The sequence below is a fragment of the Kineococcus arenarius subsp. arenarius genome (genome assembly GCF_050871845.1).
Classification (GTDB): domain Bacteria; phylum Actinomycetota; class Actinomycetes; order Actinomycetales; family Kineococcaceae; genus Kineococcus.
On the sequence record NZ_JBJLSE010000014.1, the window covers coordinates 25574 to 39001 of the forward strand.

Here is a 13428-nt window from a genome sequence, read left to right on the forward strand (position 1 = left end):
ATACGCTGGCGCCCCGACGACGTCGACCGTGGAGGTCACATGTCCCAGAACGCCTCGCCCCAGCTGCCCGCGGCGCTCGCCGTCGGGACGGAGGCCCCCGACCGCAACCTGGCGATGGAGCTGGTGCGCGTGACCGAGGCCGCGGCGATGGCGGGCGGGCGGTGGGTGGGCCGCGGGGACAAGAACAAGGCCGACGGCGCCGCGGTGAACGCCATGCGCACCCTCATCGGCACCGTGAGCATGAACGGCACGGTCGTCATCGGCGAGGGCGAGAAGGACGACGCCCCCATGCTCTTCAACGGCGAGCGCGTCGGCGACGGCAGCGGCCCGGAGTGCGACGTGGCGGTGGACCCCATCGACGGCACGACCCTGACCGCGCGCGGGATGCCCAACGCGGTGGCGGTGCTGGCGGTGGCCGAGCGGGGCACCATGTACGACCCCAGCGCCGTCTTCTACATGGACAAGCTGGTGGCCGGCCCGGAGGCCGCCGACGTGGTGGACATCCGCCTGCCGGTGAAGGAGAACGTGCGCCGGCTGGCGCGGGCGAAGAACCGCTGGGTGGAGGACGTCACCGTCTGCATCCTGGACCGCCCCCGGCACGCGCAGCTGGCGCAGGAGGTCCGCGACGCGGGGGCCCGCATCAAGTTCATCTCCGACGGCGACGTCGCCGGCGCGGTGATGGCGGCGCGCGAGGGCACCGGCGTGGACCTCCTCATGGGCGTCGGGGGCACCCCCGAGGGCATCATCGCCGCCTGCGCGATGCACTGCCTGGGCGGCACGATCCAGGGGCGGCTGGCCCCGCGCGACGACGACGAGCGCCAGAAGGCGCTGGACGCCGGCCACGACCTGGACGCGGTGCTGAGCACCGCCGAGCTGGTCGCCAGCGACAACGTCTACTTCGTCGTGACCGGCATCACCGACGGCGAGCTCGTCGGCGGGGTGCGCTACCGCGGCGACACGATCAGCACCTCGAGCATCGTGATGCGCTCGAAGTCCGGGACGATCCGCCGGGTGGAGTCCGAGCACAAGCTCTCGAAGCTGCGCGCCTACTCGGCCGTCGACTTCACCGGCCCGCGCTGATGGCGCGCGCCCTGGTCGTCGGGGAGTCCCTCGTGGACGTGGTGCGCTCGGCGGACGGCACCGTCGCCGAGCACCCCGGCGGCAGCCCGCTGAACGTGGCGTACGGGCTGGGGCGGCTGGGGCACGAGGTGTCGCTGCTGACGCGCCTGGGCGACGACGAGCACGGCCGGCTGCTGGCGGGGCACCTGGCGGCCGGGGCCGTGTCGCTGGCGCCCGGGGCGGTGGACGAGCTGCCCACCTCGGTGGCGCGCGCGCAGCTGGACGAGCAGGGCCGCGCCTCCTACGAGTTCGAGCTGCAGTGGCGCCTGCCGGCGGCGGGTGCGGACGAGCGGCTGGACGACGAGGTGGACGTGGTGCACACCGGGTCCATCGGCGCGGCGGTCGCGCCGGGTGCGCGGCAGGTGCTGGAGCTGCTGCGCGCCCGGCGGCGGCGGGCCACGACCAGCTACGACCCGAACGTGCGCCCGGCCTTCCTGGGCTCCCCGGAGCAGGCGCTGCCCCTGGTGGAGGCGTTCGTCGAGAGCGCCGACGTCGTCAAGGCCTCCGACGAGGACGTGGCGTGGCTGTGCCCGGGCGAGGACGTGGTGGAGGTGGCGCGCCGCTGGCAGCGCCGCGGCCCGGCGCTGGTCGTGGTGACCCGCGGCGGGGACGGCGCGGTGGGCGTCGCGGGGGCGGGCACGTTGCGGGTGCCGGCGCCGCCGACGCGGGTCGTGGACACCGTCGGCGCGGGGGACGCCTTCACCGCGGGGCTGCTGCACGCGCTGGCCGAGCACGACCTGCTGGGCCCGGCGGCGGCGCGGCGGCTGCGGGCGCTGCGGCTGGACGCGCTGGAGGACGTGCTGCGCACGGCGGCGCAGGTGGCGTCGATCACGTGCTCGCGAGCGGGGGCGAACCCGCCCACGCGCGAGGAGCTGGCGGCCGGCTGACACCGGCCCGGCACCGCCCGCCGGTGATGCCCGGTCGGCATCGCACGATGCCGGAAAGCTCCTGGACAGGCATCGCACCGGCTTCCTACGGTGGCGGCACCGTCGCCGACGACGCCCGCCGTCCTCGGCTCCCCGCCGACCCGAGGAAGACATGACCACCAGCGACCTCACCGAGCCCGTCCTCGTGCCTCCGGCCTCCGCAGCCCCCTCCCCCGTCCTGGACCGCATCGCGTCCGTGACCCTGTCCTCGGTGGTGCTGCCGCTGACGACGGCGATCAGCGACGCCAAGGTGCTCACGGGCCGCCAGCGGGCCATGACGGAGGTCGTCTTCCTCTTCGCCGAGATCACCACCGAGGCCGGGCTGGAGGGCGTCGGCTTCGGGTACTCCAAGCGCGCCGGGGGCCCCGCCCAGTTCGCGCACGCGCGCGAGGTGGCCGCCGACCTGGTCGGTGAGGACCCCAACGACATCGCCCGCCTGTGGACGAAGCTGGTGTGGGCGGGCGCCTCGGTGGGTCGCAGCGGCGCCTCCACCCAGGCGCTGGCGGCGCTGGACATCGCGCTGTGGGACCTCAAGGCCAAGCGGGCCGGCCTGCCGCTGGCGAAGCTGCTGGGGGCCCACCGCGACTCGGTGCGCTGCTACAACACCTCCGGCGGCTTCCTGCACGAGCCGCTGGAGCGGGTGCTCACCAACGCCGACCGCACGCTGGCCGAGGGCATCGGCGGCATCAAGATCAAGGTGGGCCAGCCGGACGCCAAGGAGGACCTGCGCCGGGTGCGCGCGGTGCGCGAGCACATCGGCGACGACCTGCCGCTCATGGTGGACGCCAACCAGCAGTGGGACCGCCCCACCGCGCAGAGGGTGGGGCGGGCGCTGGAGGAGTTCGGCCTGGTGTGGATCGAGGAGCCGCTGGACGCCTACGACACCGAGGGGCACGCGCAGCTGGCGCGGTCGCTGGACACCGCGATCGCCACCGGGGAGATGCTCACCAGCGTCCGCGAGCACGTCGCCCTCATCGACGCCGGCGCGGCCGACGTCATCCAGCCCGACGCGCCGCGCATCGGCGGCATCACGCAGTTCCTGAAGCTGGCGACGCTGGCCGAGCACGCCCACCTGCAGCTGGCACCGCACTTCGCGATGGAGATCCACCTGCACCTGGCGGCGGCGTACCCCCTGGAGCCGTGGGTGGAGCACTTCGACTGGTTGCACCCGCTGTTCGAGGAGCGCCTGGAGATCCGCGACGGACGGATGCACGTGTCCGCCCGTCCGGGCCTGGGCGTGACGATCAGCGAGCAGGCCCGGGCGTGGACGGTGGACCGGGTGCGGGTGGACGCACCGCGCTGACGCGCGGGGCCCGTGCGCGGTCCGGGGGCCGCGCTCAGCGGCGCGGGGCCCGCGCGCGCCGGACCCACGCCACCGGCCGCCAGGTGCCGACCGCCTCGTGGACCCCGGCGGCCCGCCGCCCGGCCGCGCGCACGGCGCCGGCGCGGCGGGCGACGTCGGCGCGCACGACCTCGGCGGCGCCGCTGACCGCGTCCACGGAACGGCCCAGGCGCGCGGAGCGGTGCAGCTCGTCGCGGTAGGTGCGCCGCAGCAGCACCGCGCGGTCCAGCGCCGCCGGCAGCGGGCCGAGGCCGGCGGGGGCCAGGACGAGGCGCGCGGTGTGCCGCGTGGTGCGCTCCAGGCGCCGCTTGTAGGCCTCCTCGCCGCGCATCAGGTCCAGCTCGGCGTACCCGGACAGCAGGGCGCGGCGGCGCACGCGCAGCAGCAGCAGCGTCCCGGGGCCGGTGGCGGCGACGTCGGCGCGGTAGGACTGCACGTAGCCGTGCAGGGCGCGGGGGCCGGCCAGGCAGAAGGCGTACGCCACCAGCCGGCCGTCGACCCGCAGCCCGGACAGCTGCGCCACCCCGCGCGGGGCGGTGCGCAGGAACTGCGTCAGGGTGCGCCCGGACGCCCCGCGCCAGGGCTGGCGGCGGCGGGCGGCGCGCGGGTGGGCGGCGTCGACCGCCGCCAGTTCGGCCACGAGGGCCGCCAGCTGCTCCTCGGCGGCGCCGGGGTGGCTCTCGCGCAGCTGCGCGACGCCCTCGAGGAGGTCGTCGACGACGACGAGCTCGCCGCGCTCGGCCAGCCGGCGCCACTGGCGGCGCTCCTCGTGGCGGGCGTGCCGGCCCAGGTCGGCGTCGTGCTCGGCGACGGTGGCCGGCAGCCGCACGGCGTGGACGGTGGCCTGGCGCAGCCGGCGCGCGCCGTAGCCGCGGGCGGCGGCCCAGCTCGTGGCGGCCTCGAGCAGCGGGTCGTCCTGCAGCACCCGCTCCAGGTCGAGCAGGGCGCCGGGGACCTCGGCCAGGACGGCGTCGAGCACGGCGGCGACCAGCCGCAGGGACGGCACGGGGCTGTCCGGCTCGGTGAGCACGGAGGCGTAGTCGCTGCCGCCGGCGCCGAGGAAGGTCACCACGGGGCGGCTGCCGCCGGGGCCGGCGGCCAGCACCGCGAAGGCGCCGAAGGCGAGCAGGCGGCCCTGGCGGCGCACGCTGACGACCAGCGGGTCACCGGCGCCGAGGTGCTCGTGCACGGCGCGCGACCAGTCCGGGCCGCAGAACGGCGGGTGGCCGCCGCGCACGGCCAGGGCGCGCCACTCGGGGACGGGGGCGCCGTCGAGGGACCTGCGGACGGTGACCTGCAGGCCCTGCGCGGGGTCGTGGACCAGGGTCGGGCCGGGGCCGTCCGGGGAGCGCCCGGCGACGGGACCGCGGGGCGCCGGGGTGAGGGCACCGGTGAGCGCGTCGACCACTGCGCCACCCGCCTCCCGCCGGTCCCGGGCCGCCGGGAGGACGGCCTCGTGGCGGGAACCTTAACCGGGCGCGGCGGCACTGCGGGACGCCCGGCGGGTGGAGTTCCTGAACTCCTACCGTGCGTCGCCGGACGTCACGCAGTGTCGATGGATCGCGGGCCTCAGGCCGGGACGCGCTCCTGCTCCCCCTGCGCCCGGGCCCGCTCCAGCGAGCGCCTGCGCAGCGCCTCGGACTGCTCGGCGATGCGCCGGGCCTTCTCCTCGTCGCGCGTGAGGTTGGCGCCGCTGCCGGGGTCGAAGACGTGCATGCGCCGCGGGTCGAACCACAACCGGGCGCTGTCGCCGTCGCGCACGCCGCTCATGGCGTCCAGGGTGACGACGAGCTGGCTGCGCATGCTCTCCCCGTCCAGCTCGCGGTCCAGCTCGGCGAGCTGCTCCTTCGTCTCGGCGGCCGCCTCGAACGGCACGTAGGCGTACAGCTCGTTGCCCAGCCACTCGGTGACGTCGACCTGCGCCTCGAAGGTCACGGCCTCACCGGGCACGTCGGTGACGTCGGCGTCGTCGAAGTGCTCCGGGCGCACGCCGACGATGAGCAGCGCACCGTCGTGCTCGGGACCGACCACCGCCGGCCTGGGGACAGAGCAGAACGGCAGGTCCAGGCGGTCGCCGTTCACCCGGGCGGGCAGGAAGTTCATCGGCGGCGAGCCGATGAAGCCCGCCACGAACAGGTTGACCGGCTGCTCGTACAGCTCGCGGGGGCTGGCGACCTGCTGGAGGACGCCCTTGCGCAGCACCGCCACCCGGTCGCCCAGCGTCATGGCCTCGGTCTGGTCGTGGGTGACGTAGATCGTCGTGGTGGCCAGCGAGCGCTGCATGCGGGCGATCTCGGTGCGCATCTGCCCGCGCAGCTTGGCGTCCAGGTTGCTCAGCGGCTCGTCGAACAGGAACGCCTTGGCGTCGCGGACGATGGCGCGGCCCATCGCCACCCGCTGGCGCTGGCCGCCGGAGAGGTTGGCGGGCTTGCGGTCCAGGTGCTCGCCCAGCTCGAGCATGTCCGCCGCCCGCTGCACGCGCTGGCGCACCTCGTCCTCGGGCACCTTGCTGTGGTTGAGCTTGAGGGGGAACTCGATGTTCTCGCGCACCGTCAGGTGCGGGTAGAGCGCGTAGTTCTGGAACACCATCGCCAGGTCGCGGTCGCGCGGCGCCAGGTCGTTCACCCGCTTGCCGTCGATGAGGAGCTCGCCGTCGGTGATGTCCTCCAGGCCGACGATCATGCGCAGCAGGGTCGACTTCCCGCAGCCCGAGGGGCCGACGAGGATTATGAACTCGCCGTCGGCGATGTCCAGGCTGACGTCGTTCACGGCGGGGAACCCGTCGCCGTACTTCTTGACGATGTTCTTCAGCTCGATGCGTGCCACGGTGCAGCTCCTGTTCTCCGGGTCAGCCCTTGACGGCGCCGTTGGTGAGCCCGGCGACGATGCGCCGCTGGAACACCAGCGCGAGGGCGACGACGGGGATGGTGACGATGACGGCCGCCGCGGAGATCGCGCCGGTCGGCTGGACGAAGTAGCTGGAGCCGGTGAACGAGCTCAGGGCCGCGGGCACCGGCTGGGCGTCGGAGGTGGACGTCAGCGAGATGCCGAACACGAAGTCGTTCCACGCGATGAAGAAGGCGATGATGGCGGTGGTGAAGACGCCCGGAGCGGCCAGCGGGACGATGACCTTGCGGAAGGCCTGCCAGCTGGTGGCCCCGTCGACCTGGGCAGCCTGCTCCATGTCCCACGGGATCTCCCGGAAGAACGCCGACATGGTCCAGATGGAGATGGGCAGGGTCAGCGCCAGGTAGGGGATGATCAGGCCGGGGATGGTGTCGTACAGGCCGATCCGCCGCCACAGGTTGAACAGCGGCGTCACCATCGTGATGACCGGGAAGACAGCCACCGCCAGGGCGCTGGTGAGGATGATCCGCTTGCCGGGGAAGTTCAGCCGGGCGATGGCGTACGCGGCGAACATCGAGAGCACCACGGCGATGAGCGTCGCCAGCAGGCAGGTGATGACGGAGTTGCGCAGCGCCGGCAGGAAGAGGTCGGAGGCGGTGCCGCTGAAGATGCCCTGGTAGTTCTCCCACGTGACGTTGGTGGGCAGGAAGCTCCGGTTGGACAGGTCCGCCTCGGACTTCAGGCTCAGCGAGAGGATCCAGGCGACCGGCACCAGCGCGTACAGGACGATGAGGACCGCCCCGATGTACCAGAGCGTCTTCTCCTTGGTCGACAGCGCACCCATCAGTTCTCCCCCCTCGCTCGGGCCAGGTCCACCCTGAACACCTTGATGGCCAGGAAGCAGATCAGCAGGACGCACAGGAAGAGCAGCACGGAGACGGCCGACCCGAGGCCGATCTCCAGCCTGCTGATCGTCTGGTTGTAGGCCAGTGACGACACCGTCTGCGTGCCGGCGGCGCCGTTGGTCATGATGTAGACGTTGTCGAAGATGCGGAAGGCGTCCAGCGCGCGGAACAGCAGCGCGACCATGATGGACGCCTTCATGTTCGGCAGCGTCACCCGGAACAGCCGCTCGCGGGCCGTGGCCCCGTCGACCTTGGCGGCCTCGTGCATGTCCTCGGGGACCTGCGCCAGGCCGGCCAGCAGCAGCAGCGAGATGAACGGCGTGGTCTTCCAGATCTCCGACAGGCAGATGACGGTCAGCGCCGTCCACTTGTTGGCGAACCAGTCGAAGTCCTCCGGGATCCCCGGCACCACCGCGTTCATGAACCCGGTGGTCAGGGAGAAGGCGTACTGCCAGGCGTAGGCGGAGACGACCGTGATGATCGCGTAAGGGACGAGGATGGCGGTGCGCAGGACGGGCCGCAGGAAGCCGAGCACCTTGTGCATGACCATCGCCAGCGCGAAGCCGAGCACCAGTTCGACGGCGACCGTCACCAGGGTGATGAGCGCCGTGTTCGCCAGGGCCTCCCACCACAGCGAGTCGGTGAGGATGACGCCGTAGTTGCTCAGGCCGATGAACTCGCGGTCCGCGGGGGCGGTGAGCCGGTAGCTGAACAGCGAGTCGTAGACGGCCTGGACGATGGGGTACCCGGTGACGAGCACGAGGATGACGAAGGCGGGGCCGGCCAGGTACCAGCCCAGCCGGGCCTCCTGCCGCGAGCGGTCGGTGCCGCGGCGGCGCTTGGTGCGCGGCGAGTTCGCGAGCTCGACCTGCGGCGTGGTGACAGCGGTCACAGCAGCCTCTCCCCCCTGAGGACTTCGAGGACGAACCGCTCGGAGGTCTCCGGCGTCTCGTCGCTCACCGCGGACACCGGCTGCCAGGTGTACTGGATGCCGGTGCTGACCTCGTTGTAGTAGGCCGTCTGCGGCCGCGGGGCGGCCGTCTGCAGCGACTCGCGGATGACGTCGGCCATCGGGTACGCCTCGCGCACCTCGGGCAGGTCGTAGACCTCCAGGGCGGCGGCCGGGTTGCCGTCGCTGATCATGTACGCGGCCTGGTTCTCCGGCGAGACGATGCACTCCACGGCCTCCAGCGCCTCCTGCTGGTGCTCGCTGAAGGCGCCGACGCCCACGTTGATCCCGCCCAGCGGCGGGGCGGAGGGCTCCTCGGGGCTCATCCGGGGGTAAGTGGTCCAGGCGTAGTCCTCGAAGACCGCCGGGTCCACCGTGCCCTGCTCGGCACCCTGCTGGGCCTGGGCGTAGACGAACGGCCAGTTGGTCGCGAACATCAGCCCGCCCTGCTCGAACAGGTCGGCGGTGGCGGCCTCGTCGCGGTTGTCGATGCCGGGACCGGCCACGCCCGCGGCGGTGATGGCCTGCATGACGCCGGCGGCGGCCTGCCCGGCCGGGGAGTCGATGCCCAGGCTGATCTCGTCGACGGGGGCGTCGGGGTTCTCGATGATCTGCCCCCCGGCGGACTCGATCAGGGCGTTGACCCACACGGTCATGGACTCCGCGCGCTGGCCCTGCACCCCGATGGCGCTGTCCTGCGCGGCGGCGGCGTCGATGATCTGCTGCCACGTCCACGTCGCGGCCTGCGCGGGGTCCAGCCCGGCCGCGCGGGCCATCGACTCGCGGTACCACAGCAGCTGGGTGTTCGCCCAGAACGGCGCGGTGACCAGCTCGTCGTCCCAGGTGGCGCCCTGCACGGCGCCCTCGGCGATGCCGGCGGTCAGCGACTGCTGCAGGTCGTCCGGGATGGGGGCCAAGAAGCCCGCCTCGGCCGCCTCGGGCACGAAGACGGGGTCCAGGCTCATCAGGTCGATGGAGGAGTCCCCCCCGGCCAGGCGCCGCATGAGCTGCTCGCGCTGGGCGGCCGCGTCGCGCGGCAGGATGGACGTCTCGATGGTGTAGGCGCCGTCGGCCGCGGCGGTGCACCGCTCGGCGATGGCGGCCTGCCCCCCGGCGTCCGGGTTGGTGTACCAGGTGAGCACCGGCGGTCCCGAGGCCCCGGTGCCGTCTCCGCACGCGGCCAGACAGCTCGCCAGCACGACGCCGGCACTCACCGCCCCGACCCGGGTGCGCCACGCGCTGCTCACTCGCTCCTCCTCCGACGTCGTCGTCCGGCGGACCACCCGGCGGACGGGGACCCGCCCGCCGTGCGTGCGGCCAGCGTGCACCCGCTCCCCCCGGCCCGCACGCGCAGATCACCCGCGACCGCCCGCCTCCGCCGGATCGTGAGCGGACCGTGATCTGCGCGACAGCGCGGCACCGCCGCACCGGTGCCGCACCGGCTCCTTGGCAGGATGGGCCCATGGCCACTGACGACCGCACGCGCGAGGACAGCGCGCAGGGCACCGAGTACCGCGTCGAGCACGACACGATGGGGGAGGTCCGGGTCCCGGCCGCCGCCAAGTACCGCGCGCAGACGCAGCGCGCCGTGGAGAACTTCCCCATCTCGGGCACCCCGCTGGAGAGCGCCCACATCGAGGCGCTGGCGCGCATCAAGAAGGCCGCCGCGCTGGCCAACGCCGAGCTGGGGGTGCTGGAGCAGGACCTTGCGCGCGCGGTGGCGGATGCCGCCGACGAGGTCGCCTCGGGGCGCTGGGACGCCGAGTTCCCCGTGGACGTCTTCCAGACCGGCTCGGGCACCAGCTCCAACATGAACGCCAACGAGGTCATCGCCACACTGGCGACCGAGCGGCTGGGCCGCCCGGTGCACCCCAACGACCACGTCAACGCCTCGCAGTCCTCCAACGACGTCTTCCCCACCTCCGTGCACGTGGCGGCCACGTCGGCGGTCGTGAACGACCTGGTGCCGGCGCTGGAGCACCTGGAGGCCTCGCTGCGCCGCAAGGCGGAGGAGTTCGCCGGCGTGGTCAAGTCCGGGCGCACGCACCTCATGGACGCCACGCCCGTCACGCTGGGGCAGGAGTTCGCCGGTTACGCCGCGCAGGTGCGCCGCGGGGTGCAGCGGGTGCGGGCCACCGTGGGCCGCGTCGCGGAGGTGCCCCTGGGCGGCACGGCGGTGGGCACGGGGATCAACACCCCGCCCGGCTTCCCGCAGCGCGTCATCGAGCTGCTGGCCGCCGACACCGGCCTGCCGCTGACGGAGGCCGAGGACCACTTCGAGGCGCAGGGCGCCCGGGACGCGCTGGTGGAGCTGTCCGGGGCGCTGCGGGTCGTGGCGGTGAGCCTGACGAAGGTGTGCAACGACCTGCGCTGGATGGGCTCGGGCCCGCGCACCGGGCTGGGCGAGCTGCGGCTGCCGGACCTGCAGCCGGGCAGCTCGATCATGCCCGGCAAGGTCAACCCGGTGGTCCCCGAGGCCGCGCTCATGGTGTGCGCGCAGGTCGTGGGCAACGACGCCACCGTGGCCTGGGCGGGTGCGAGCGGCTCGTTCGAGCTGAACGTGCAGATCCCGGTGATGGCCCGCAACGTGCTGGAGTCGGTGCGCCTGCTGGGCAACGCCGCCCGCCTGCTGGCGGACCGCACGGTCGACGGCCTGGAGGCGGACGTGGAGCAGTGCCGGCGCTTCGCCGAGTCCTCCCCCTCCATCGTGACCCCGCTGAACCGGGTCATCGGCTACGAGGCCGCCGCGAAGGTCGCCAAGCACGCCGTGGCGCACGGGACGACGGTGCGCGAGGCCGTGGTGGCGCTGGGGCACGTCGAGCGCGGTGAAGTCAGCGAGGCCCAGCTCGACGAGGCGCTGGACGTCATGTCGATGACGGCGCCGAAGCAGCCGAAGCAGGCCTGACCCGCGCGGCGGGGGACGGGGCGGGGGCGCCCGGTGCGAGGACGCACGGGCGCTCCCCGACGCGGCGCGGCAGGAAATCTTCGGTAAGCGCTTGCCTCTCTGATTCGTTTCATCCTACGGTGGTCGGGTCAGCAGGACCCCGGTCGAGGTGGATCGCGAGGTGGTGTCGGTGAGCAGCACGGGGACGTCCTCCCCCGGCGGCTGGGCGGTCAGGGCGCACGACGCCTGCGACGCCCTCGTCTGGCTCGCCCTCGTCAACGTCCTGTGGCTGGCGGGCACCCTCGCCGGCGGCGTGCTCCTCGGCCTCGCCCCGGCCAGCGTGGCCGCGGCCGCCGTCAGCCGGCGCAGGCTGCGCGGGGAGGCCACCGGCACGGCGCGGGCCTTCGCCCGCACCTGGCGCGCGGAACTGGTCCGCTCCAACGCGGTCCTGCTGCCGGTGCTGCTGACCGGTCTGCTGCTGCTGGCCAACTGGCGGGTCTTCGCCGACCGCGAGGGCGCCGCCGCCGACGCGGTGGCCGCCGCCACCGTCCTGGCCGGGCTGGTGCTCGCCGCCGTCACCGTGGTCCTGCTGCCGCTGTACGTCCACTACGACCTGCCGCTGCGGCGCTACCTGCCCACGGCCGCCTCGTTCCTGCTGGCCAACCCGGTCGCGGCGCTGCTGCCGCTGCTGGGCGTCGTGGTCGTGCTGGCCGTGACGCGAGCCCTGCCCGGCCTGGCGCTCTTCCTCAGCGCCGCGGCCCTGCTGCACCTCGTGACCGCGCTCGCGCTCGGCACCTTCGAGCGCAACGACGAGCGCGTGAACGCCCGGGCCACCGCGGGCTGAGCCGCCCGCCGACCCCGCTCCCCACCACCCCCGCCGGCACCCGCCGGCCGCGCCCCCTGACGAAGGAGTCACCGTGCCCAGGACCCCCCGCACCATCGCCGCCGCAGCAGCGCTCGCCGCCGCGGCGCTCGTCGCCTCCGGCTGCTCCTCCTCCGACGCCTCCGGCGGTGAGGACGCCGCGCTGGACACCATCAGCATCCAGGCGCCGTTCCTGGGCGCGCAGCCGCCGCAGCAGGGCGACGAGATCGAAACGCGCCTGGAGGAGATGACCGGCAAGCAGATCGAGGTCACCTGGGTGCCGAACTCCTCCTACGAGGACAAGACGAACGTCACCCTCGCCGGCGACCAGATCCCCACGGTGATGGTCATCCAGGGCAAGACGCCCGGCTTCGTGAAGAACGCGCAGGCCGGCGCCTTCTGGGACCTCACCGACATCCTGGCCGACTACCCGAACCTCACCACGGAGAACCCGGAGGTGCAGGAGGCGGCCAGCGTCAACGGCACCGTGTACGGGATCTACCGCGCCCGCGACGTCATGCGCACCAGCGTCATCGTCCGCAAGGACTGGCTGGCCAACCTGGGCCTGCAGATGCCGCAGACCACCGAGGACCTGGCGAACGTCGCCCGCGCCTTCACCGAGGACGACCCCGACGGCAACGGCGTGGACGACACCTCCGGGATCATCGTCCCCAAGTGGCCCGGCGGCATCAACAGCAACAGCCCCTGGGACGTGATGGCGACCTGGTTCGGCGCCGGCAACGGCTGGACCGAGCGCGACGGCGAGCTCATCCCGAACTTCACCACCCCCGAGTGGATGGAGGCGGTGGACTACGAGAAGAGCCTCATCGACAACGGCTGGGTCAACCCCGACTACGCCACCCTCGACTCCGCCTCCTGGAACGACCCCTTCTTCCAGGGCAAGGGCGGGATCATCATCGACGTCCACTCCCGCGCCGAGCAGATCCGCAAGCTGTTCAAGCAGCAGGACCCGGAGAACTTCCAGGACTTCGTGGACTCCACCGGCAACCTCGTCGGCCCCGACGGCGAGATGCACGCCCACCCCACCACCGGCTACAGCGGCTTCCTGGTGATCCCGAAGTCCCAGGTGCGCACCGAGGAGCAGCTGCGCGACGTCCTGCAGTTCCTCGACACGATGGCGTCGAAGGACGCGCAGATCCTCGAGAACAACGGCATCGAAGGGGTCAACTTCACCGTCGTCGACGGCAAGGCCGAGGCGATCGACACCCCCGAGGCGCAGGCCCTCACCGAGTCCGTGCAGAGCTGGGCGCAGCTCGGCACCAACGTCGCCGGCTACGTCGCCTACGACCCGAAGATGGCCACCGAGTACGAGCAGACCGAGTACGACGAGCGCCGGGCCATCGAGGCGGCCGACATGGAGGACGCCGTCTTCGACGAGGGCGCCCCCTACGTCTCGGAGACCTACGTCCTCAAGGGCGCCCAGCTGGACAACATCGTCTCCGACGCCCGCCTGCAGTACCTGGCCGGCCAGATCGACAAGGCCGCCCTGCAGGACGCCATCGAGCGCTGGCGCACCAGCGGTGGTGACCAGATCATCGCCGAGATCAACCAGCTGGACCAGGAGAACTCGTGA

The 13428-nt window shown here is 73.2% G+C and carries 11 protein-coding genes; 6 read left to right on the top strand and 5 right to left on the bottom strand.

What is annotated here, in order from left to right:
- Positions 1 to 39: 39 nt before the first annotated feature.
- The 3 genes from glpX (at position 40) to ACRYM0_RS05785 (ending at position 3348) form a co-directional block, all read left to right on the top strand.
- Positions 40 to 1080 (top strand): class II fructose-bisphosphatase, encoded by a 1041-nt coding sequence (gene glpX / locus ACRYM0_RS05775; protein WP_432502983.1) that lies wholly within the window; start codon positions 40 to 42, stop codon positions 1078 to 1080.
- On the top strand, positions 1080 to 2006 hold the full coding sequence (locus tag ACRYM0_RS05780; protein ID WP_432502985.1) for a carbohydrate kinase family protein: 927 nt from the start codon (positions 1080 to 1082) through the stop codon (positions 2004 to 2006). Before glpX ends, ACRYM0_RS05780 begins: the two co-directional genes overlap by 1 nt.
- A 151-nt stretch (positions 2007 to 2157) precedes the next feature.
- Entirely contained in the window at positions 2158 to 3348 is a 1191-nt protein-coding gene (locus ACRYM0_RS05785) for an L-talarate/galactarate dehydratase (protein WP_432502987.1), read from the top strand.
- A gap of 34 nt (positions 3349 to 3382) precedes the next feature.
- On the opposite strand, the gene ACRYM0_RS05790 is transcribed toward ACRYM0_RS05785, so the two are convergent.
- The 5 genes from ACRYM0_RS05790 to ACRYM0_RS05810 all read right to left on the bottom strand — a co-directional run bounded on the left by ACRYM0_RS05790 (position 3383) and on the right by ACRYM0_RS05810 (position 9335).
- Positions 3383 to 4795 carry a GNAT family N-acetyltransferase gene (locus tag ACRYM0_RS05790; protein WP_432502989.1) on the bottom strand — a complete coding sequence of 471 codons (1413 nt, stop codon included), beginning with the start codon at positions 4793 to 4795 and terminating at the stop codon, positions 3383 to 3385.
- A gap of 161 nt (positions 4796 to 4956) precedes the next feature.
- Complete coding sequence (locus ACRYM0_RS05795; protein ID WP_432502991.1) at positions 4957 to 6213, bottom strand: ABC transporter ATP-binding protein; 1257 nt, start codon at positions 6211 to 6213, stop codon at positions 4957 to 4959.
- Positions 6214 to 6235: 22 nt separating this feature from the next.
- On the bottom strand, positions 6236 to 7078 hold the full coding sequence (locus ACRYM0_RS05800) for a carbohydrate ABC transporter permease (RefSeq protein WP_432502993.1): 843 nt from the start codon (positions 7076 to 7078) through the stop codon (positions 6236 to 6238).
- Positions 7078 to 8031, bottom strand: a complete 954-nt coding sequence (locus tag ACRYM0_RS05805) for a carbohydrate ABC transporter permease (protein ID WP_432502995.1) — start codon at positions 8029 to 8031, stop codon at positions 7078 to 7080. The genes ACRYM0_RS05800 and ACRYM0_RS05805 overlap by 1 nt, the downstream gene beginning before the upstream one ends.
- Complete coding sequence (locus ACRYM0_RS05810) at positions 8028 to 9335, bottom strand: extracellular solute-binding protein (RefSeq protein ID WP_432502996.1); 1308 nt, start codon at positions 9333 to 9335, stop codon at positions 8028 to 8030. The genes ACRYM0_RS05805 and ACRYM0_RS05810 overlap by 4 nt, the downstream gene beginning before the upstream one ends.
- 215 nt (positions 9336 to 9550) lie before the next feature.
- Here ACRYM0_RS05810 and ACRYM0_RS05815 point away from each other — a divergent pair, with 215 nt between their 5' ends.
- From ACRYM0_RS05815 to ACRYM0_RS05825, 3 genes are all read left to right on the top strand, one after another.
- Positions 9551 to 10993 (top strand): class II fumarate hydratase, encoded by a 1443-nt coding sequence (locus tag ACRYM0_RS05815; RefSeq protein ID WP_432502997.1) that lies wholly within the window; start codon positions 9551 to 9553, stop codon positions 10991 to 10993.
- 169 nt (positions 10994 to 11162) lie between these two features.
- Complete coding sequence (locus ACRYM0_RS05820) at positions 11163 to 11816, top strand: DUF624 domain-containing protein (RefSeq protein WP_432503000.1); 654 nt, start codon at positions 11163 to 11165, stop codon at positions 11814 to 11816.
- Positions 11817 to 11889: 73 nt separating this feature from the next.
- Positions 11890 to 13428, top strand: a complete 1539-nt coding sequence (locus ACRYM0_RS05825; RefSeq protein WP_432503001.1) for an extracellular solute-binding protein — start codon at positions 11890 to 11892, stop codon at positions 13426 to 13428.